This window comes from Devosia pacifica, assembly GCF_014652635.1.
GTDB lineage: Bacteria > Pseudomonadota > Alphaproteobacteria > Rhizobiales > Devosiaceae > Devosia > Devosia pacifica.
In genome coordinates, this window is record NZ_BMZE01000002.1 from 845,663 (window position 1) to 864,078 (window position 18,416).

The following is an 18,416-nucleotide window of genomic DNA, read 5'->3' on the forward strand; positions in this document are numbered from 1 at the left end:
GAGATAGATCAGTTGGCAAGTATCACGACTGTGGGGCGCGGCGCAGCATCTGCGCTGCCCGGCTCCAGACATCACTCAATCTGTCGGTAGGCGTACCAGGGCGCTCGGGATCGACGAGGCTGGTCTCTTCAATCAGTTCTTCTTCAGGCGACAGGTCGCGCAACGGGATAGGCACCAGCCGCCTGTCATTTGAGTTGAACCGCTCGATGGCTCGGACCATGGACGCTTCTTCAGCGATGGCAGAATCAATTTCGCTCGGCGAGATGGCAAGATGTTCTGCTATCAGATCGTGCCGCCGGCGCCGGATTCCGTCGCGCACTTTGCTGGGCTCCTTCTGCGCTGCCGCCTCGAGCATCAGGTCACATTCGGTGTCGTAGCCCTGCGAGCGGTTGTTGAGGTTGGCGGAGCCAATCTTCATCATTTCGTCGTCGGCGATCATGATCTTGGCATGCACGTAAATCGGCTCGCCTGCCGCATTGATCGGGTAATAGGCCCGGAATCTGTCGTAGATGTCGGCCTCGCGCAGCATGTGGAGCAATAGGATGCGCGCAGAGTCCATGGCTTTTGCCTCAAGCCAGCCATCTGCTGTGTCGGGATTGATGAGAACAACTTCCGGGCCGTCTGGATCCCGAAGGCGCTTCGCGATCGCTTCGGCGATATGGCGGGACGCCAGATACTGGCTCTCGATGTAAAGAGTCTTTTTCGCTCGCTCGATAATCCTCAGGGTGAGCTTTTCGATCTCCGTGACCTGCGGGTAGTCTTCGTAGGCGGCCATCGTGCGAGCGATTGCGAGATCGACATCTGTAAAGTCGACCGACAACTCGTCGTCCCATAACTCTGGAGCCTGAGGCGGGGGCGTACGTTCCTCACCCGTGGCGCGGCGCCAGCGCTCTCGCGCAAGATCACCGAAGACACGCGCCGCCGGTCCGGAAATGCAGGTCGTGGCGTCGTGCCAAGGGCCTAGTTTGCTGCCCCATGCCGAACGGCGACGCTTGTCGCCGGGCCGATGCTCCCGCGTATCCCAGCGTCCTTGCGTCATGTCGATACCGCCGCAAAAAGCCAGAACGTCATCTATGACCAGCAGCTTCATATGGTGCGCGGCCATGCGCGGATGCGCGCCGTCTAGGCGCAGATGCACATTCTTGTTGGCGAGCCAATCGAGCACAACCAGAGGTGTCTGGCCGCGTCCTAGTGCCCGCAACATTCCGAGATCCCATTTGAGCAACCGGATATCGAGATCGTCGCGAGAGTCCGCGAGCCAGTTGAGAAAGCGCCCGATCTGGTCGGGGCCGTCTACCGTTTTGTCTCCAGGCTGGAGATGCACCCTTGCATCAAAATCCCATCCGACAAGGATGACCGAGTGCTTGGCATTAAGCATCGCGCGTTTGGCGATGGTGAAGTATTCCGCTGCATCGACGATAACCGAGAAGCGCTCCGCGCGGGCAACTTTCCAGGAAAGCTCGTCCTGATGGGTAAGGGGCGTATCGGTAGAGGCGGCGCTGTTCATGCGTGGCACTGTCCGGCTCGACTTGGGGTCAGGCGAGGCACCAAATATGGCGCCAGCAAAACCTAACGCGTGAGGGGGACACCGGTTGCCCGGTGTCCCTATAGTCATCAGTAGACATAAACGCGCAGCCGCGCACCGCTCCGTTCCACCGCGAGGACATTCTCGGTGCGGTAGCGTGTTCTGTTGAGGGCGGCTGACACCAGCGGGTCGCTTAACACCGCGTTGCGCAGAACCGAAAGATCAGTGCTGGTTGCGAGGTGATTGGAGACCAGGCTCCTCTCTCTCGGACACAATCTGAGCGGGACGACTTCGATGCCGGATGCTCGCTCCCAGCCACGCAGATCGGAATATTCGAACAGACGGATAGCCTGTTGCGGATCGACGCCGGCGCAGCCGACCGCGCCGAGCGAAGCGGATCCGCCGCCGCCTCCGCCGCCACTGCTACCGCCGGGAGGCAGCCCGCCACTCGGTCCGCCGCCACCGTCACCGCCGCCGCCAGATCCACCTCCGGCCCCGCCGCCCGGAGGCAGAGGACCGGAGGGCGTGATGCCGCCGCCGTCACTACCGCCACTGCCGCCGCCCGACCCGCCGCCGATACCGACGCCGACATCAACGGTGCCGGAGCTGCCGCCGACACCGACATTGGCGTCGACCGAACCGTTGCCGATCCCAATATTTGCATCGACTAGGCCATTGTCGCCGCCACTACTGACATTGGCATTGACGGCGCCGCTTCCACCGCTGCTGCCTGGCAGAATATTGGCATCGACGACGTTGCCGCTGCTGCCGCCGCCACTGCCAAGACCGACATTTACTGCTCCGCCATCTCCGGCTTTGCCAGAGCCAATCGTCACAAGTGCATCGCTATCGCTGTCGCCGAGCAATTGTGCATGGGCCGGTGCCAACATGGTTGCGGTCAGCAGCCCGGCTACGAGTAGACCTTTAAAGTGCTTTTGCATTTTTCTCCGCTCCCTATTGCGTAGAGGCCGACTAAATGCAAGAAGCTGAAACCCGTTCAAAGTCCTTCTTGTACTGGTAATCTATATACTCAATGACAGTGCAGTACTTTCACTATAAAAAATTATTATAATACTATAATTTTATCCACTCTCGATCTGGAGAGAGGGCGCCTTACCGCCCGGTTTCCAACTTGCGCCGCGACCGACTACTGTCGCTGAACATGTTCAGGGCTGCCAGTGGTGGGGTGATGGTGCCCGGTTTCGCGCGCGTCGTAGATTGAGCGGGCTTCCACGATCGCCTGGTGATTGGCCGCCGACCAGTCCCACAACCCGGCGATCGGTTCCCGGAGCGTTTCGCCCAGGCGGGTCAGCCGGTACTCAACGCGGGGCGGCACTTCTGGGTAGATGGTGCGCGTGACGAGGCCATCGCGCTCCAGATTGCGCAGCGTCAAGGTCAGCATCCTTTGCGAAATGCCGTTGATCATCCTCTTCAACTCGTTGAAGCGCAGAGTGCCGTTGCGGCCGAGCATGCCAACCACCATCACGCTCCACTTATCGCCGATGCGGTTGAGCACATCCGACATTGCCGAGCAGTTCGACGCTTCACTGGTGTCTTCGAGGGCCATCTTCACACTCCGAATTATTCGGTCACTCATATAGCCAAGGTTACTGATGGTTACCACCCCATCTCGATATGATTGACAAGTGGCTGCCCATGCAGTCTCACGGGCGAACGACACGATGGAGGACGCCGTGGCTTTGACCGATCTCGATGCATTGCTGAACCAGATGACGCTCGAAGAGCAGGTCAGCCTCCTGTCTGGCGAGGATTTCTGGTCGCTTCCGGAGATCAAAAGGCTCGGTATCGGCAAGCTGCGGGTCACCGATGGACCAAACGGTGCGCGTGGCGGCGGGTCTTTGATCGGCGGTGTGAAGTCGGCGAGCTTTCCTGTCGGCATCGCACTCGGCGCCACCTGGAACCGGGATCTCGTCAGCGAGATCGGCGGGGCGCTCGCGGCAGAAGTGAAGTCAAAAGGCGCGCACATGCTGTTGGCGCCCACGGTCAATATTCACCGTTCCGTCACCAATGGCCGCAACTTCGAGTGCTATTCGGAGGATCCGATCCTGACAGCGGAGTTGGCAACGGCCTATATTACTGGCCTGCAGGCCGAGGGTGTCGGCGCGACCATCAAGCATTTTGCCGGCAATGAATCCGAAATCGAACGCACGACGATCTCGAGCGATGTCGATGAACGGGCCTTGCGCGAAGTTTATCTCATTCCATTCGAGTGGGCGGTCAAGAAGGGCGAGACCTGGGGCGTGATGACCGCCTACAACAAGCTTAACGGCACATTCGCTTCCGAGAACGAGTGGCTGCTGACAACTGTCCTGCGTGAGCAGTGGGGCCATGAGGGCCTCGTCATGTCGGATTGGTTCGGCTCGCATTCCACCGCCGAAACCGTCAACGCCGGGCTCGACCTCGAAATGCCGGGCCCGCCGCGCGATCGCGGCGAAGCACTGGTCGAGGCGGTGAAGACAGGTGCCGTCCCTGAACAAACCCTGCGAGAGCGTGTAGGCACCGTGCTCGCGGTGATGCAGCGTACCGGGGCACTCGATGACCATCGAGAGTTCATCGAACACGCCGACGACCGAGAGGAGCATCGTGCGCTGATCCGCCGCGCCGGTGCCGAGGCCACGGTTCTTCTGAAAAATGACGGTATCCTGCCGCTCACGGCTACCGGTAAAATCGCTGTCATCGGGCCAAATGCCAAGACGGCTCAGATCATGGGCGGGGGCAGCGCGCAGCTCAATCCGCACTACCGCATTTCGCCGTTCGAAGGGCTCGCCACAGCGCTTGGTGAAGGGCGGCTGAGTTACGCTCATGGGGCGACCAATTATCGCTATGAGCCGCTGCTCACCGGCGCGTTCGAGGTCGACTATTTCGCCAACACCGATCTTTCGGGCGAGCCGGTGCACACCGAAACGCAGGAGGACGGTCAGGCCTTTTGGGCGGGCTATGTCGGTGCAGGCAAGGTCGACCCAAAGCATTTCTCCGCCCGGATGCGGCATCGTTACGAGGCGCAGCAAACCGGCGCGCATCGCGTTGGCCTCTTCAGCGCCGGATTGTCGCGGCTTTATGTCGATGGCGTGTTGGTTGCCGATGCATGGAGCCACTGGACTGCGGGGCACACGTTTTTCGAGCAGGGGTGTGATGAGGTCATCGGTATGGTCGATCTCGAAAAAGGGAAGAGCTACGAGATCGTCATCGAGTTTGCGACGGGGCAGGAAGGCACGCTCGGGATCGCCGCCATGCGGTCCGGGATCGGCGTGCCGCTCGGGCGCGAAGCGATCGATGCTGCGGCAGAGATCGCCGGCGAGGCCGACACTGCAATCGTATTCGTTGGCCGAAACGGTGAGTGGGATTCAGAAGGCAGCGATCTGCCGGATATCACGCTGCCCGGTCGGCAGGATGAACTGATAGAAGCGGTGGCGTCAGCCAATCCGCGCACCATAGTCGTTCTGCAGACGGGCGGGCCGGTCGAAATGCCTTGGCTCGAGCGCGTGTCGGCGGTTCTTGAGGCCTGGTATCCGGGCCAGGAAGCCGGAAATGCCATCGCCGATGTCTTGACCGGCGCTGCAGAACCCGGCGGGCGCCTACCACAGACCTTTCCGGTCAAATGGCTCGACAATCCGGCTCATAGCCAGAACCGGGAGGTCTATCCCGGCCAGGACGGGCATGTTCGGTACGCGGAAGGCGTCTTCATCGGCTATCGGCATTACGACAAGCACGGCATAGCGCCGCTGTTCCCGTTCGGGTTCGGGTTGAGCTACACGCAGTTCGCGCTATCGGATCCGGCAGTTGACGAGACCCGGTTCGAAGCCGATGGCTCAGCGACAGTGTCGGTCACCGTCGAAAACACCGGTTCGCGCCCCGGCTCGACTGTGGTGCAGCTTTATGTCGGTGAAGATACCCCGGTGCTCGAGCGGCCCGAAAAAGAACTAAAGGCGTTCGCCAAGGTGCGGCTCGACGCGGGTGCGCGCACCGTCGTCCAGCTGCCGCTCGATGCCCGCGCCTTCGCCAGCTTTGATAAAGGTGGCTGGCGAGTCCATGCCGGTGGTTACACTGTCCGCGTCGGCACATCGGCTGCTGATCTTCCGCTGAGCGCCGCATTGCACCGGGATTCAAACCTCGATCTGCCGCTCTGAGTCTGATGCGTCTTGCCGGAGCCAATTGGCTCCGGCTATACATTCCAGCATGTTGAGCAAATCTGAATCCGCCTGAAGCCTCGCCCAAATGCGGCGAGGCATAAAATGAACACATCGGACGCTGAGCGGAATGCCAGCCTCCGATCTTGTTTGTTTGCGGGTCCGCCGACCCGCCCAGGCGACAGATTTCACTACAATGGATATTTCGAAAGACGAACAGCGTGTGTTGCACGCGCTGGCGCAGGGTGGCCGCATCGCGCTCATCCGAACCCCCGACGGCAAAACGGCAGGGCTGGAGTTCTTCAACCGCGACGGGTGGCTGATGAATAGCTGCACCATGCGGGTCTTCAGGAAACTCAAGGCCAAGAAGGCCATCAAGTCATCAAACGGCCAGCCCTACCGCATCACGCGGCGGGGATTGCAGCTGGTCCGCAGCCAACTGGACAATCGCTGACAGGCGTTGTGATCGCCTCGCAGTTTGCGGCTGCGGGGCGATGCTTATTGCAAGATCAAAGGCCTCACGCAGGCTCTGTTGTTCGCGCATGCTCGGCTGCGTGCAGGCCGACATAATAGTCGAGATCGGAATCGTGCAGCCCGAGCGCCGTCAGGATTTCGGTCATGAAGCTGACAGGCGCCGTTCCCGGAGCGGTGACGAGCCGTCCGTCACGCACCCCGGCCTGGTCCTGATAGAGTGCTGCGCCGGCGTATTCGGTCTCGAGGAGCGTTTCACGGCTGTTCGAAGTATGCCGATGACGATCGAGCAATCCTGCGCGTGCCATGGCCTTGGTCGCGTCGCAAATGCCGGCGATCACGCGGTCTTCTTGTCGGGCGCGTTGCAGCAAGTCTGCGAGGTCAGGAGAATCCGGTTTGGACCACGCCGTGCCACCGTTGAGAACAAGCGCATGGATTTTCGAAACATCGATCTCGGAAATCGCCATATCGGCACGCACGTGCAGCCCGCCGGATGAGGTGACGGGTTGCCCCTGCGGTGTCGCGAAGGCCGTCTCGACGCCATAGTATGAGCGCGCGACGGCGTTGAGCAGGGCGGTTTCCCAATCTGCGTATTCTTCGGTAAGAATTGTGATCATCTTCATGTCGCTGTCTCCTGCAGGAATAGAATGATCCTGCGCCGCGTCATCTGATGTCAGGAGCGTTGGTGCGGCTTCACATGGCTGTCAGCCGACCCGGGCCCGATTGAGGTGGTCGGCATGCGCTGCTAAGGAGGCGCATCCGTCCTTGCAGTCCTGGAGAGATCTGCTGTGAGTCTTGTCCGCCGCATGCGCTCCCTGTTGGCCATTTGCCTCGTCGCACTCGTGACGATGCTGACCGTTCAGGCACATGCGACCCCCAAGCTCGTCGTCGATATGGACACGCTCGAGGTGCTCTACGCCGAAGACGCGGGAGCGACCTGGCATCCCGCATCGCTGACGAAGTTGATGACGGCGTTTGTGGCCTTTGAGCAGATTGCGCTTGGCAAGGTTAGTCTCGATACGCCGGTGATCCTGTCGGCAAACGCCGTGGCCAAGCCGCCAAGCAAGACAGGTCTGCCGGTCGCAACGGCAATGACGCTTCAGGACGCGCTCTATGTGTTGCTGGTGAAATCCGCCAACGACATGGCCGTCGCTGTCGCCGAGACGGTTGGGGGCAACGAGGCCAGTTTCGTTGCGCTGATGAACGATGCGGCGAGCCGGATGGGGCTTTCGGCGACGCATTTCGTCAATCCGCATGGCCTTCACGATGCACGCCAGACGACTTCCGCCCGCGATATGGCGGTGCTGACGCTTTATATTTTGCAGACTTATCCGCAATACGCGCCGATCTTTGCGACGAAGGAGGTGCGGGTGGGCAAGTATGTCTACGAAACCCACAATGAGCTGCTCAGCCAGTTTCGTGGGGCGACCGGGATGAAGACCGGTTTCGTCTGCGCCTCGGGGCTCAACATGGTGGCGACCGCGCAGCGCGGGGGACGTAATTTGCTGGCGGTGGTTCTTGGGGGCTCCTCGGCTCGTGATCGAAATGAACGGGCTGCGCAATTGCTGACACAGGGGTTTAACGGGCAGCTCTCGGGCACTGGTGCCAGCGTTCTGTCAATCTCCAATTCCGGCGGGGCGCCGGTCGATATGCGGCCAAGAATCTGCGGCGCCGAGGCCAAGGCTTATGTCGCCGCGCAGGAAGCAGCGTTCCCGATGGGGCTTGAGGGGCAGCCGAGTTTTCTGGATGCGGATGTCGCGGCAGCCAGCTATGTCGCAACCAATATGGGCAGGATACGAGAGGGGATTCCGCTGCCGCGACCCCGTCCGATGCATATCGCAACGCGTCCGGCCCAGGGGCCCCAGGTGGCGGACGTGTCGGCGCAGCCGGATCTCGGTGCCTCGGCCCCCGTTCCAATTCCGCGGCCGAGGCCCGTTCGCTAGAGAGATCTAACGCCTTAAAATGGCGAAGCGCAGGGCGCCGTCGGCCTCGGCGACCTCTACCTCGTGCCCGTGCTGGCGGCAATAAAGCGGGATATCGATCCGCGCCATGGGGTCGCTTGCAAGGACGACGAGGGCCGCGCCGGGCGACAATTCGGCGAGACGTTTTTCGGTTTTGAGGACCGGCAGGGGGCATTTCAGCCCCCTGAGATCGAGTGTTTCGGGATCAGTTGGCAAGCAGCAGGACCCAATGCGTTCCGTAGGTTGAAGTGCCGCTATAGGCGACGGCCAGGCCGGCGCGACGGGCGCCCGGATCAGCGAGGACGCGCGCATCGGCGCTGGAATTGCGCCAGCCGGAGAAGGTTTCGGCGAAGTTTGAGTACCCAGCGCTCAGCTTGATGGCGCGAACACCCGCCGGCGCCGAGGGTGCGCGGCCGGATGCCGCGTACTGGCTGGCGAGGGTTTGCGCCTGGGCATCGAGGGCCGGATCAGCTTGCAAGGCGGGTGCGCCGACGCTGCTGCGATAGGCATTGAGAAGGTTCAGCGCCGCGTTGCGGTCGAGCTGCGCGCCCTGCTGGTCCATCGGGGCGCTGAGGCCTGCGGGAAGCGTGGTCGGCGCGCTGCCGCCGGCAAAGCCGGAGCAGGCGGCGAGGGCCGCTGCAGAGGCGAGAGCGATGAGGACGCGGGAGCTTTTCTGGACGATCATGAAGGGTCCTGTGGGTGCGAAAGTCGATAAATCTGCGCTTCAGTATGACGGCAAAAGGTTGAGAACATGGCACGCAGCGCCACGCCCCATTTTGTCACCCGAGGGCCTCGATATGCTAACACCGCGTTAACGCCAGCTGACCGCGCCGGCAGGCGTTGCCGGGAGATGGACGGTGCTGAACCAGTGCCGGCCTTCAAGGCAGCCGATCTCGACGAAACCATTGTCGACGAAGACCTCGCAGATAAATGGCCCGTCGGTCTCGATCTGCGTCGAATATTCGTGCGCAAATGCGCCGCGTCCCGCTTGATCGAGTTCCTCGTGGCGCAGACTGGTAACGGTGAAGCCGTCGGCGATGCGCTCGACCCGAAAGAGGGGGGCGGGATTGCCGAACAGCGAAAGCTCGGCACGGTCGCCAAGCGCCAGATCGGCCCGCAGATCGAGCCGATAGGTCCCGGAGGCCGGTCTTGCACTCTCGCCAATGACGAGGCCGAGCTTGTCGAAGCGGGACGCCACGACTTCGTCGACACGCTGCACGAGTTTCGGGCCTGCCTGCGTCTCGATGGCACGCAAGCGCCGCGGCAGCGACATGGCACCGAGAAACTCGGTTCCTGGGAGCTGCTTTGCGTAATCCCAATTGCTCATCCAGCCGATGACCAACGGGTCCGCGCCTGAAATTCCGGCAAAGCTCTGAACGGCGTAAAAGTCCCGGCCCCAATCCATCATGTGTATGGTCTCGGCTGGGTAGTGGTTGGTGAAGCTGGTGCCGTCGAAATCCCCAAAGAACAGCTGCGTGCCGGACCCGCCGCCAGGGTGACCCTCGCCGATGCCGACGATCATCATCCAGACCTGCCGGGATGTGCCTGCAAGCCTGAGCGGGACGAGGTCGGGGCACTCCCAAGGGTGTTCGCGATGAATGCCATGAGTTTCGCCAAAGGCGCTTGCCAACTCCCACTTCAGGGCATCAGGGGACCGATAGATGGCGATGCGTTGGCCTTCAGCGATCAGCATGATCCAGTGGCCGCTCTCGGCGTGCCAAAAGACCTTGGGGTCGCGAAAATCGCGCGCGCCGGAATTTGGAACCACAGGGTTGCCGGGCCAGCGGGTAAATTCGGTCAGGGTCTGGTCGGCGATGGCCAGATGCTGGGTTTCGAGTGCGCTGCCGTCGTCATGATCGAGATGCGCTGTAAAGAACACCAGCGCGCCGCCGGCCGGAGCGTCGATTTCTTCTGCGAGGTCACCAGTTCCGACGGGTACTGCGCTGCCGGAAAAACACTGCCCCGAAGCATCGGGGGACAGGGCGATCGGCCCCTCCTGCCACTCGGCAAGATCGCTGCTGGTGGCGTGGCCCCAGTGCATCGGGCCATGCCGCAGCCCATCCGGGAAATACTGGTAGAACAAATGGTAGGTTTCGCCGATGCGCACGAGCCCGTTTGGATCATTCATCCAGCCGGTGCGCGGCGTGAAATGCAAACGCGGGCGATTGAGTGTAATGCCGGTCACGATTTCCGCCTCCTTGGGCCGGGATGGCCTGATGCCGCCTAACGCTGAAAAGTGGCCAGCATGCGAACCGGTTGGCGCGGTTGCATCCACAATGCCGCATTGGCAGGTGCGATGGTGCTGCTGTATCAGGAGGCGTGACGATCGGCACGGGGTAAAATGGTCCTTGCACGGAGCATAGCAGCGGAGTTCGCCAAGGCACTTGCGGTGCTGAGCTTCGTGCTGCTCGGGCTCGGCATCGGTCCGCAGCCGATCGGCAGTACCGCAATAGCGGTCGGCGACTCGGTAAGCGTTGCGCAGGTCGCCGGCACGATCCAGATCCTGTGCGGCGGTGCGTCCGGCGATCATCATGTGAACGGTGCCTGTCACGCCTGTCGTGTCGATGGTGCCGTGCTGCCGCCTCCGCCGATGGTGTGCACCGGCGCGTTCCCACAACTGGCGATGGTGCGTTTTGCGCCGTTGCTGGTCGAACCGCCTGATGCGGCGCCACCGAGAACCGGGCAACCGCGTGCACCACCCCACCAGCTCTAGTCGCATCATCGCGGCCACGTGGCCGCTTCCGACTGACTGGAGTTTTTATCATGCAATCCAATTTCTTTCGCGCGGCCCTCGCCGCAACGATTTTCTTGAGCCCTGCTGCCGTGTCTGCGCATGAGCAGCATTCCGGCGACATGCAAACGCACTGCGATGCGATGGCAGGTGACGATACCGCCAGCGTTACCCTCGAGGGGCTGACAGTCGAGAACGCCTTCGCGCGGGCGACGCTGCCAAACGCGCCGGTCGGCGGCGGCTATCTCAGCATTACCAACACGAATGATGCGGATGACAGCCTCCTCAGCGCCACGTCCTCGGCAGCGGGCGAAGTCCAGCTGCACGAAATGTCGATGGTCGATGATGTGATGCGCATGAACGAGCTGCCGGACGGCATCACGATTCCGGCTGGCGAAACCGTGACGCTGGCACCGGGTGGTCTCCACCTGATGTTCATGCAGCTGACCCAGAGCTTTGATGAAGGCAGCACGGTGCCTGTCACCCTCAGCTTCGAGAAGGCCGGGACGGTTGAGGTCATGCTCGATGTTCGCGGGATTGCTGCGGGGACCGGCGCGGACTGCAACGGCGCGATGGAGATGGAGGGCCACCATGGCGAGTAGCGGACTGGCCAAGATCCGGATCGCCCTATGGGGCGGCGTGGTGGCGGTCGCAGCGATCGGCATCCTCGCCTGGGCGATGCGGCCCGAGCCCAGTGCAGCCATCGAGCGCTATGGCGCGGGTGACTATGAACTCGTCACGCAGAACGGCGAGCCGGTCGATGACAGCATGTTTGTCGGTCACCCCTCTGCAGTGTTCTTCGGGTTCACCCACTGCCCGGACGTGTGTCCGACAACGCTGGCGGAAATGACGATGTGGTTCGAGCGGCTGGGTGAAGAGGCAGAGGACCTCGATGCCTATTTCATCACGGTCGATCCAGAACGCGACACGCCGCAAGTTCTTGGCGACTATGTCGGTGCCGTCTCGGATGATGTTATCGGCGTGACCGGTGACCCAGACGAGATCGACAAGATCGTCGATGCCTTCTCGGTCCTGGCGGAGCGCGTGCCGCTTGACGGCGGTGGTTACACGATGAACCACACGGCTTCGGTGTTCCTGCTCAACAGTGACGGCGAATTCGAAGGCACCATCGCCTATCAGGAAAACATGGATACCGCGGTCGGCAAGCTGCGCAACCTGATCGACGGCTGATGTTAAAGGGCGGCCTCAGACGCCGCCCTTTTACGGTTCGGGAAGCCCGTATCGCTGCCGCAAGGTGTCGGCGTGGGGCGGTGGGTTTCCGAGATGCGGAATCACGAACTCACTAAAGCTTGCGAGGTCAGCCGGCATTACCGGGCACATGACGTTGAAGCCGTCTGCCGCACCCTCCGCCACCCAGTGCTTCATCGTGGCGGCGATCTCCGAACCCGTTCCGATGGCGAGCAGGTGCCCGCGACCGATGGCGAGGCGCAGAGACAATTGCCGTATGGTCAGGCCCTCGCGGCGGGCAATGCCGACGAGAACCGCGACACGGCTCTGGCTTGACTGGTTCGGCGGGCCGGACCCGACGCTTTCAGGCAGAGGTTGATCGGGGTCGAACTGCGTCAGATCCGTGCCGAGAAACTCCGACAGCTTTGCCATGACGTGCTCAGGCACGGCAAATCCGTTGAGCTCGGCCAGACGCTCTTCCGCCATCGTGCGCGTTTCCGCTGCAATCGGGACGATGCCGGGCATGACCAGCACCGCGCCCGGGTCTCGCCCTGCACTTGTGACCCGGCTCTTGATATCGGCGTAGAACGCTCTTGCCTCACCGATCTCGGATTGCACGGTGAAGATGATGTCCGCGTAGCGGGCAGCGAAGGCACGCCCGGCTTCCGAAGAACCAGCTTGCGCAAGGATCGGTCGCCCCTGCGGTGGGCGCGCAACGTTAAGCGGCCCGGCTGTCGAGACGAACTCTCCCTTGTGTTCGACGCGGTGCACCTTCTTTGGATCGAGATAGCGACCCGTTGCCTTGTCGCCGATACGTGCACCGGCCTCCCAGGAGCGCCAAAGCTTCAGCGCTGCGTCGAGCACGTCTTCGGCGCGGGCGTAGCGTGCGGAATGCTCCGGCATGGCGTCGAGGCCGAAATTGTGCGCCTCGAGCGGGTTCGATGAGGTGACGATGTTCCAGCCGGCGCGGCCATTGCTCAGATGATCGAGCGAGGCGAAGCGCCGGGCGAGATGGAAGGGATGATCGAAGCTGGTGGAGGCAGTGCCGATCAATCCGATGCGCGTTGTCTGCGCTGCAAGCGCCGAAAGCACGACCAGCGGATCGAGCGCATCCGACAGATGCCGCTCCGCTTCCTGCTGCAAAGCCAGGACATCACCGAGAAACAGCGCGTCGAACCCGGCAGCCTCCGCCCGCTGGGCTATATCCACCCAGTAATTGAGGCTGGTGATGGCGAACGGGTCGCTTTCCGGCAGCCGCCATCCGGCCTCGTGGCTTCCGAGGCCGAAAATGACGGCATTGAGCGGCATGCGCCGTTGGCTCATAGCGCCGGCTCAATGAAGCGGTTGGTGTAGAACCGGGAGAAGTCCGGCGCGTCTTCGGCCACGTCGCCATCGGCGTCACGCAGGATGCCGTTTTCGAACAGGAACGTGCCCATGCGCTGCATCTTTTCGGGATCGATCAGCCCGATAGTGCCGTCTTCCCCCTTCAAGTAGTCGCCCTCGATCAGCGCCTGCATCGAAGCTCTGACGAGTTCGGGATTGGTGAGCGCGTCGGGGTTTTCTTCAACAAGGATCTCGGCGGCTTCTTCGGGATGGGCGACGGCATAGGCGTAGCCTTCATAAGTTGCCTCGATGAAGGATGCGGCAAGCTCTTCATTGGCATCGAGATAGGCGCTGCTCGAGCCGATGAAATTGGTGTGTTGGTCGGGCACACCGTAATCGGCATAGCGGAAGGCGGATTGCGCCGTTCCCTCGAGCTCGGCCTGAACGCCCTCCCAGGTCGACACCTCGAGGGTAAAATCGACGGCACCGTTGGCGAGGGCCTGATAGGCCGAGGTGCCGAGGGTGACCGTCTCGAAATTGCCTTCGCCGCCATCGGCCTCGATGATGGTTTCGATCAGCGCCGTCTCCCAGGCACTGCCGAAGCCGCCATAGGTCATGCCGTCGAGATCGGACGGGGTTGTGATATCCGCGCGATCGGCGGAATAGACCAGTCGACCGGTATCGGACTGAACGATCGCATAGGTGGCGACGAGGTCCGCGCCGGCCGTGCCCTGTGTGAACAGACTGATCGAGCCGAGAACGCCGAAATCTGCGACGCCGTTTGCGACCAGCGTTCCTGCCGAGGTGTCGGTATAGGGCAGGATTTCGACGTCGAGCCCGTGCGCGTCGTAAAAGCCTTTGTTCTGGGCGACGAACAGGCCGACATGGTTGGTGTTGGGCGTCCAGTCGAGTGCGACGGTTACCGTCGCGGCTTGCTGTGCGAACGCCGGTGCGGCGTGCAGTGCGAAGGTGGCTGCCGCTGCGGCAAGCCATTTGCGGGTGTGGAACAGATCAGTCATCTGGGTTCTCCTTGAGGCTGAACAGTGTTTCGAGAAGCGCCTGCTCGCATCGCGCAATGGCGTCGGACGCCGCTCGCGGATGATCGAGCGGAATATCGAGTTGCCGCACGACGCGGGCCGGGCGGCTGGACAGCACGTAGACACGGTCCGACAGCAGGGCGGCCTCGCGCACGTCGTGGGTGATCAGCAGCACCGTCCAGCGGTGACGCGCCCACATGCCGGCCAGCCAGCGCTGCATCTTCATGCGGGTCAGCGCATCGAGGGCGCCGAACGGCTCATCGAGCAGCAGCATGTCGCGTTGCTGCACGACGGTGCGCAGGAGCGCCGCGCGCTGTCGCATGCCGCCTGAGAGTTGTGCCGGATAGTGTTGTTCGAAGCCTTCAAGACCGAATTCGGCGAACAGTGGCAGCACCTTCTGGCGTGCTTCGCCGCGTGACAGCCCCGCGACTTCGAGCCCGAGCGTGGTGTTGTCGAGAATGCGTCGCCACGGCATCAGTGCATCGCGTTGCGGCATGAAGGCGAAGTGGCGGTTGCTTGGGTCGAGCGGTGCGCCATCGAAGCTGATCTGTCCGCCATCGCTGCCGAATGCGCCGGTCAGCAGCTTGAGAATGGTCGACTTGCCCGAGCCGGACGGACCAAGAATGCTGACAAAGGCGCCTTTTGGCACATCGAGCGAAATGTCATCGAGGACGGCAACATTGCCGAAGCGCTTGCTGACGTGCTGCAGCTCGAGGCGCATAGGGCTCATGGCTTGGCCCGCTTTTCAAGGCGCGCCCAGGGCATGGCGACGCGCTGCACCAGAAGCGTGCTACCGAAGAGCACAAGGGTCAGCGTGGCGCTGACAAGCACCGCTGCGAGCACCAGATCTGGCCGGAAATTGTTCTTGGCGTTGAGAATATAGATGCCGAGGCCTCTCGCCGCCCCGGCGTACTCGGCAAAGATCGCGCCGACCACGGCATAGGTGATGGCGATGCGCAGGCCCGCGAAGAAATAGGGCAAGGCCGAGGGCAGGCGTGCCATGACGAAGATGCGTCGACGCGAGGCGCGCATCGAGGCGAGGAGCGCGGTGATTTCGGGATCGGTCGATTCATAGCCCTCGATCCAGGCAACGAGCATGGGAAAGAAGGTGACGAGGGCGACAAGCAGAATTTTCGGGGCGAGCCCGAAGCCGAACCAGAGAACCACAAGCGGCGCGATGGCGACCATCGGCAGGGTCTGGCTGATGATAAAGACCGGCAACAGCGCTCGGCGCATGACCGCGCTGAAATCGACCAGAACAGACAGAACAAAAGCGGCGGCGAGCGACAGGGAAAAGCCGAGCCCGGTGGCCGAAAGCGTTGCGAGGGCATGCGTGCCCAGCGACTCTCGGTTCTCGATTGTCTGGCTGAAAACGCGTGAGGGCGCGGGCAGGGTGGTGGGGGCCACGCCGCCGAGGCGGGCATAGGCCTCCCACGCGGCAATCAGCGCGGCAATGGCGAAGGCTGCCGGAAGGGCGGACGACAAGGCGGCTGCGCCACGGCGCAGGCCAGTGCGAGGAGCAAACATGAATGGCTCCGCGTCAGGCCAGCGACGGGCTGTTGGCAGATACCGTCAGGTCGATGGCCACATGGCCATCGGGAGCGCCGAACCGGCAAAATGACTGCTCGAGGAGCGCGAAGACCGGGCCGGCATCACCGGCGAGTTTCGTGCAGAAATGCTTCGGTGCGGCCTTCAGTCCGCTTTGCCGGCAGAGGTCGATGCACGCTTCAATCTCGTCCATGTGCTGTTGAGCACCGAGGAGGTAGAGCGAGAATTGCGCGACCGTGTGAACCGAAAGCTGTGGCGCTGCGGCGATGGCATCGAGGGCCGCCGGGATGCGGTCTGACTTCGAAATCGTCGCATCGAGCGCTGGAGAGTGGCAACGCGGATCGTCCGGTTCGCCGGGGCAGCCGCGCGAGATCGTCGCCGACAGAACGCAATGCTTGCCGGTGGCGGCGGTGGCCGCGAACAAATCTCGCATCGCTGGAAACAACGCTTCGGGCGGCCCAACCAGAAGGGTCGAGACGTCGTCGGTCTCGACCTGCAGGCGATCCCGGTAGGGATCAAGAGCCGACAAAGCCTTGATTATTACACCGACGAAATCGTCGGTCATTGGATACAGGGAAAATTGCGCGCCGATATACATGGCCCTCTCGCTCCGCTGGCATAACCCAGATCAGCTCCAGGGTCCGAAGGCTTGCACCTTCATCTCAGCCTCGGCTCTACGAGACACCCCTTTGGACAGTGCGCAGACACAAACAGATCGCGGCCGGCATTACAAGCCCGTGACACTCGGTTAACTGGCGCAACTTTTGCTTTCGCGAAGGGTTAACATGGAAACGAGTTAGCGGGAGGACACTGAAATGCTTGATGAAAGGCCGATTGCGGAGGCACCGCGCGACACCAGCGTTGTCATGTTGTGGTGTGATGACGGGATCTGGCGGAAAGCGCGTTGGCATTCGGGCGATATCTGGCTGTGCCTTGATGGCCGGACGCGGATTCGAGGCACGAGCGAGGTCGATCGCACGATCATCACGGCACCATTGTTTGCCAAGAAAACGCGTGCCGGAGAAAAACTCGCACAGGCCGGTATCCTCGCCAGCACTGCGGCGAGCCCAACATACGCTGCGAAATAACCAAGGAGTTCGATCATGGCCACCATACCTGTAGACGTGCGCAAAGGCATGGATGTCGTTGATAGCACTGGTGAAAAAATCGGCGAAGTCGAGGATGTGAAATTCGGCGACGATGAGGCGGTGAGCACCGAGGGCTCACAGCAGCAAAGCGGCAACGGTCTCGTCAAGCAGTTCGTCGATGCGATTTGGCCAGACGATATGCCGGAGGCAGAGCGCGCCCAGCTTCAGCGCGCAGGATATGTGCTTCTCGATGCCGATGGCATGATGCACCGCGACCGCTATATCCAGCCACACCAGATCGCGGGGGTCAGTGGCGACACTGTCAATCTTAGCGTCAAGCGCGACGATCTGATGCGCGCTTAAGCGTTACTGTCGCTGTCATACCGCCGGCGTCGCATCCAGAAACCGCCACCATGGGTCTCCGCGCCCAGCAAGGCCTCGCTTGACCAAAGCGGGGCCAATTTCTTGTGCAGATCGGGTTGCTGCGAAGCCCAGTGCGCGGGCAACACTATGTCATCGCCGCCACCGAGGAGAAACGCTGCGAGCAGATATTGCTCATTGTAGAAGCGGTCGAGCCATTGCTCGGGATAATCCTCCGGCAAGCAGATATCGTGAAGTCCGTAGAGCGTGCCCGGCGGTAATGCCGGCAGGATTTCGAGAAAGAACACAGTAACATCCGAGTTCTGGAAGGCCCGGTGGCTACTGTCGAGAAAGACGATGTCTTCGGGCCCCACACCTTGCCAGAAACCGGGATCGAAGTCCTCGAGACCGGTTAGGTGCAATTCGGTGCACAAGGCTTCGACATCGGCGCGCGGCTGCGGATCGATGGCGATGATTTCGGTATCGAGGCCGAGATCAGAAATCGCGCGCGCCGCAAAACGCGTTGAGTAGCCGGAACCGATCTCGACATAGCGCCGTGGCCGTTTATTGGCGATGAGGCTGTAAAGTGTCGCGGCATCGAAGGCCGGAAACCAGTTATTGCGCCAGCAGGGGCCGGTATCCGCCTCAAGCGGGATTCGCCGCAGGGCCTCGACATGGCCCAGAATACCCTCGATTACATCGGCAATCGCGGGCCGTGCCGCATCGAACCGGCGCAGCAATTCTCGACCGCCTGACGTTTCCGGGAGCGGACGTGGCTTGGGGCGATAGGGATAGTCTGTCCGGATCAGCCGGTTCGCTGACAACTCGCTGTGAATGGCGCCAATCTCAGCGTCCCTTGCCGCAATCACGTCGGCCAGGGTCCGGGTTTCGGCGGCGAGAGCATTGCGCTGCGCGATGAGCCTTGAAATGTACGGGAGGCGTCGTGCAATGGCTTTCAGCATGGGTTCTCCTCCGTCCCCAGCAATCACATCAACGGTCTTGTCAAAGGATCTCAAGCCTTTGACAGAGCGGCCTT

General features: G+C 61.9%; 21 protein-coding genes and 1 riboswitch. Of the genes, 8 read left to right on the plus strand and 13 right to left on the minus strand.

Features of this window, described 5'->3' with window-relative positions; all coding sequences use genetic code 11:
• Positions 1-22: 22 nt before the first annotated feature.
• The 3 genes from IE127_RS11245 to IE127_RS11255 form a co-directional block, all read right to left on the minus strand.
• Positions 23-1,507 (minus strand): phospholipase D-like domain-containing protein, encoded by a 1,485-nt coding sequence (locus IE127_RS11245; protein WP_189425759.1) that lies wholly within the window; start codon positions 1,505-1,507, stop codon positions 23-25.
• Positions 1,508-1,614: 107 nt separating this feature from the next.
• Positions 1,615-2,466 carry a hypothetical protein gene (locus IE127_RS11250; protein ID WP_189425760.1) on the minus strand — a complete coding sequence of 284 codons (852 nt, stop codon included), beginning with the start codon at positions 2,464-2,466 and terminating at the stop codon, positions 1,615-1,617.
• 206 nt (positions 2,467-2,672) lie between these two features.
• Positions 2,673-3,092 carry a winged helix-turn-helix transcriptional regulator gene (locus IE127_RS11255; RefSeq protein WP_244640131.1) on the minus strand — a complete coding sequence of 140 codons (420 nt, stop codon included), beginning with the start codon at positions 3,090-3,092 and terminating at the stop codon, positions 2,673-2,675.
• Between the two features lie 133 nt (positions 3,093-3,225).
• On the opposite strand from IE127_RS11255, the gene IE127_RS11260 reads away from it, so the two are divergent.
• Both IE127_RS11260 and IE127_RS11265 read left to right on the plus strand, forming a co-directional pair.
• Positions 3,226-5,673: a beta-glucosidase gene (locus tag IE127_RS11260; RefSeq protein ID WP_189426108.1), complete on the plus strand. Its 2,448-nt coding sequence runs from the start codon at positions 3,226-3,228 to the stop codon at positions 5,671-5,673.
• A gap of 196 nt (positions 5,674-5,869) precedes the next feature.
• Positions 5,870-6,127, plus strand: a complete 258-nt coding sequence (locus IE127_RS11265; protein ID WP_189426109.1) for a YjhX family toxin — start codon at positions 5,870-5,872, stop codon at positions 6,125-6,127.
• A 64-nt stretch (positions 6,128-6,191) separates the two neighbouring features.
• Here the strand turns inward: IE127_RS11265 and IE127_RS11270 are convergent, their stop codons facing one another.
• Positions 6,192-6,767, minus strand: coding sequence for a type 1 glutamine amidotransferase family protein (locus tag IE127_RS11270; protein WP_189425762.1), 576 nt, complete (start codon positions 6,765-6,767; stop codon positions 6,192-6,194).
• A 165-nt stretch (positions 6,768-6,932) separates the two neighbouring features.
• Here IE127_RS11270 and IE127_RS11275 point away from each other — a divergent pair, with 165 nt between their 5' ends.
• Positions 6,933-8,087, plus strand: coding sequence for a D-alanyl-D-alanine carboxypeptidase family protein (locus tag IE127_RS11275; RefSeq protein WP_189425763.1), 1,155 nt, complete (start codon positions 6,933-6,935; stop codon positions 8,085-8,087).
• A 6-nt stretch (positions 8,088-8,093) separates the two neighbouring features.
• Here the strand turns inward: IE127_RS11275 and IE127_RS11280 are convergent, their stop codons facing one another.
• The 3 genes from IE127_RS11280 to IE127_RS11290 all read right to left on the minus strand — a co-directional run bounded on the left by IE127_RS11280 (position 8,094) and on the right by IE127_RS11290 (position 10,290).
• The gene (locus tag IE127_RS11280) at positions 8,094-8,321 is read right to left on the minus strand and encodes a sulfurtransferase TusA family protein (protein WP_244640133.1); all 228 of its coding nucleotides are present in this window, start codon (positions 8,319-8,321) and stop codon (positions 8,094-8,096) included.
• Positions 8,311-8,790, minus strand: coding sequence for a CAP domain-containing protein (locus tag IE127_RS11285; protein WP_189425765.1), 480 nt, complete (start codon positions 8,788-8,790; stop codon positions 8,311-8,313). Before IE127_RS11285 ends, IE127_RS11280 begins: the two co-directional genes overlap by 11 nt.
• A 126-nt stretch (positions 8,791-8,916) precedes the next feature.
• Positions 8,917-10,290, minus strand: a complete 1,374-nt coding sequence (locus IE127_RS11290) for a glycoside hydrolase family 32 protein (protein WP_189425766.1) — start codon at positions 10,288-10,290, stop codon at positions 8,917-8,919.
• Positions 10,291-10,446: 156 nt separating this feature from the next.
• On the opposite strand from IE127_RS11290, the gene IE127_RS11295 reads away from it, so the two are divergent.
• From IE127_RS11295 to IE127_RS11305, 3 genes are read left to right on the plus strand one after another with little or no spacing between them, the layout of a single operon-like run.
• A complete protein-coding gene (locus IE127_RS11295) occupies positions 10,447-10,818 on the plus strand; it encodes a hypothetical protein (protein WP_189425767.1) in 372 nt (123 codons plus the stop codon).
• 50 nt (positions 10,819-10,868) lie between these two features.
• Positions 10,869-11,438, plus strand: a complete 570-nt coding sequence (locus IE127_RS11300; RefSeq protein ID WP_189425768.1) for a copper chaperone PCu(A)C — start codon at positions 10,869-10,871, stop codon at positions 11,436-11,438.
• Positions 11,428-12,027, plus strand: coding sequence for an SCO family protein (locus IE127_RS11305; protein ID WP_244640135.1), 600 nt, complete (start codon positions 11,428-11,430; stop codon positions 12,025-12,027). Before IE127_RS11300 ends, IE127_RS11305 begins: the two co-directional genes overlap by 11 nt.
• Positions 12,028-12,057: 30 nt before the next feature.
• On the opposite strand, the gene IE127_RS11310 is transcribed toward IE127_RS11305, so the two are convergent.
• The 5 genes from IE127_RS11310 to IE127_RS11330 all read right to left on the minus strand — a co-directional run bounded on the left by IE127_RS11310 (position 12,058) and on the right by IE127_RS11330 (position 16,530).
• The gene (locus tag IE127_RS11310) at positions 12,058-13,347 is read right to left on the minus strand and encodes an LLM class flavin-dependent oxidoreductase (RefSeq protein ID WP_189425769.1); all 1,290 of its coding nucleotides are present in this window, start codon (positions 13,345-13,347) and stop codon (positions 12,058-12,060) included.
• On the minus strand, positions 13,344-14,366 hold the full coding sequence (locus IE127_RS11315) for an ABC transporter substrate-binding protein (RefSeq protein ID WP_189425770.1): 1,023 nt from the start codon (positions 14,364-14,366) through the stop codon (positions 13,344-13,346). The genes IE127_RS11310 and IE127_RS11315 overlap by 4 nt, the downstream gene beginning before the upstream one ends.
• Positions 14,359-15,114 carry an ABC transporter ATP-binding protein gene (locus IE127_RS11320; RefSeq protein ID WP_189425771.1) on the minus strand — a complete coding sequence of 252 codons (756 nt, stop codon included), beginning with the start codon at positions 15,112-15,114 and terminating at the stop codon, positions 14,359-14,361. Before IE127_RS11320 ends, IE127_RS11315 begins: the two co-directional genes overlap by 8 nt.
• Positions 15,111-15,911: an ABC transporter permease gene (locus tag IE127_RS11325; protein ID WP_189425772.1), complete on the minus strand. Its 801-nt coding sequence runs from the start codon at positions 15,909-15,911 to the stop codon at positions 15,111-15,113. The genes IE127_RS11320 and IE127_RS11325 overlap by 4 nt, the downstream gene beginning before the upstream one ends.
• Positions 15,912-15,924: 13 nt before the next feature.
• Positions 15,925-16,530, minus strand: a complete 606-nt coding sequence (locus IE127_RS11330; protein ID WP_189425773.1) for a YkoF family thiamine/hydroxymethylpyrimidine-binding protein — start codon at positions 16,528-16,530, stop codon at positions 15,925-15,927.
• A riboswitch (TPP riboswitch) is annotated at positions 16,521-16,631 on the minus strand. Its footprint overlaps the gene before it by 10 nt.
• 116 nt (positions 16,632-16,747) lie before the next feature.
• Here IE127_RS11330 and IE127_RS11335 point away from each other — a divergent pair.
• Together IE127_RS11335 and IE127_RS11340 are read left to right on the plus strand one after the other, a co-directional pair.
• Positions 16,748-17,020 carry a hypothetical protein gene (locus IE127_RS11335; RefSeq protein ID WP_189425774.1) on the plus strand — a complete coding sequence of 91 codons (273 nt, stop codon included), beginning with the start codon at positions 16,748-16,750 and terminating at the stop codon, positions 17,018-17,020.
• A 15-nt stretch (positions 17,021-17,035) separates the two neighbouring features.
• Positions 17,036-17,383 carry a PRC-barrel domain-containing protein gene (locus IE127_RS11340; protein ID WP_189425775.1) on the plus strand — a complete coding sequence of 116 codons (348 nt, stop codon included), beginning with the start codon at positions 17,036-17,038 and terminating at the stop codon, positions 17,381-17,383.
• Here the strand turns inward: IE127_RS11340 and IE127_RS11345 are convergent.
• Positions 17,380-18,342, minus strand: a complete 963-nt coding sequence (locus IE127_RS11345; protein WP_189425776.1) for a class I SAM-dependent methyltransferase — start codon at positions 18,340-18,342, stop codon at positions 17,380-17,382. The genes IE127_RS11340 and IE127_RS11345 overlap by 4 nt on opposite strands.
• Positions 18,343-18,416 lie beyond the last annotated feature (74 nt).

What these genes read in the sequence shown, in the direction of transcription:
- IE127_RS11300 (WP_189425768.1), top strand. Translation starts at nt 10,869, where the DNA reads ATGCAATCCAATTTCTTTCGCGCGGCCCTCGCCGCAACGATTTTCTTG.
- IE127_RS11250 (WP_189425760.1), bottom strand. Translation starts at nt 2,466, where the DNA reads ATGCAAAAGCACTTTAAAGGTCTACTCGTAGCCGGGCTGCTGACCGCA.
- IE127_RS11325 (WP_189425772.1), bottom strand. Translation starts at nt 15,911, where the DNA reads ATGTTTGCTCCTCGCACTGGCCTGCGCCGTGGCGCAGCCGCCTTGTCG.
- IE127_RS11270 (WP_189425762.1), bottom strand. Translation starts at nt 6,767, where the DNA reads ATGAAGATGATCACAATTCTTACCGAAGAATACGCAGATTGGGAAACC.
- IE127_RS11310 (WP_189425769.1), bottom strand. Translation starts at nt 13,347, where the DNA reads ATGAGCCAACGGCGCATGCCGCTCAATGCCGTCATTTTCGGCCTCGGA.
- IE127_RS11295 (WP_189425767.1), top strand. Translation starts at nt 10,447, where the DNA reads ATGGTCCTTGCACGGAGCATAGCAGCGGAGTTCGCCAAGGCACTTGCG.
- IE127_RS11255 (WP_244640131.1), bottom strand. Translation starts at nt 3,092, where the DNA reads ATGGCCCTCGAAGACACCAGTGAAGCGTCGAACTGCTCGGCAATGTCG.
- IE127_RS11335 (WP_189425774.1), top strand. Translation starts at nt 16,748, where the DNA reads ATGCTTGATGAAAGGCCGATTGCGGAGGCACCGCGCGACACCAGCGTT.
- IE127_RS11285 (WP_189425765.1), bottom strand. Translation starts at nt 8,790, where the DNA reads ATGATCGTCCAGAAAAGCTCCCGCGTCCTCATCGCTCTCGCCTCTGCA.
- IE127_RS11305 (WP_244640135.1), top strand. Translation starts at nt 11,428, where the DNA reads ATGGCGAGTAGCGGACTGGCCAAGATCCGGATCGCCCTATGGGGCGGC.
- IE127_RS11315 (WP_189425770.1), bottom strand. Translation starts at nt 14,366, where the DNA reads ATGACTGATCTGTTCCACACCCGCAAATGGCTTGCCGCAGCGGCAGCC.
- IE127_RS11340 (WP_189425775.1), top strand. Translation starts at nt 17,036, where the DNA reads ATGGCCACCATACCTGTAGACGTGCGCAAAGGCATGGATGTCGTTGAT.
- IE127_RS11330 (WP_189425773.1), bottom strand. Translation starts at nt 16,530, where the DNA reads ATGTATATCGGCGCGCAATTTTCCCTGTATCCAATGACCGACGATTTC.
- IE127_RS11265 (WP_189426109.1), top strand. Translation starts at nt 5,870, where the DNA reads ATGGATATTTCGAAAGACGAACAGCGTGTGTTGCACGCGCTGGCGCAG.
- IE127_RS11320 (WP_189425771.1), bottom strand. Translation starts at nt 15,114, where the DNA reads ATGAGCCCTATGCGCCTCGAGCTGCAGCACGTCAGCAAGCGCTTCGGC.
- IE127_RS11245 (WP_189425759.1), bottom strand. Translation starts at nt 1,507, where the DNA reads ATGAACAGCGCCGCCTCTACCGATACGCCCCTTACCCATCAGGACGAG.
- IE127_RS11345 (WP_189425776.1), bottom strand. Translation starts at nt 18,342, where the DNA reads ATGCTGAAAGCCATTGCACGACGCCTCCCGTACATTTCAAGGCTCATC.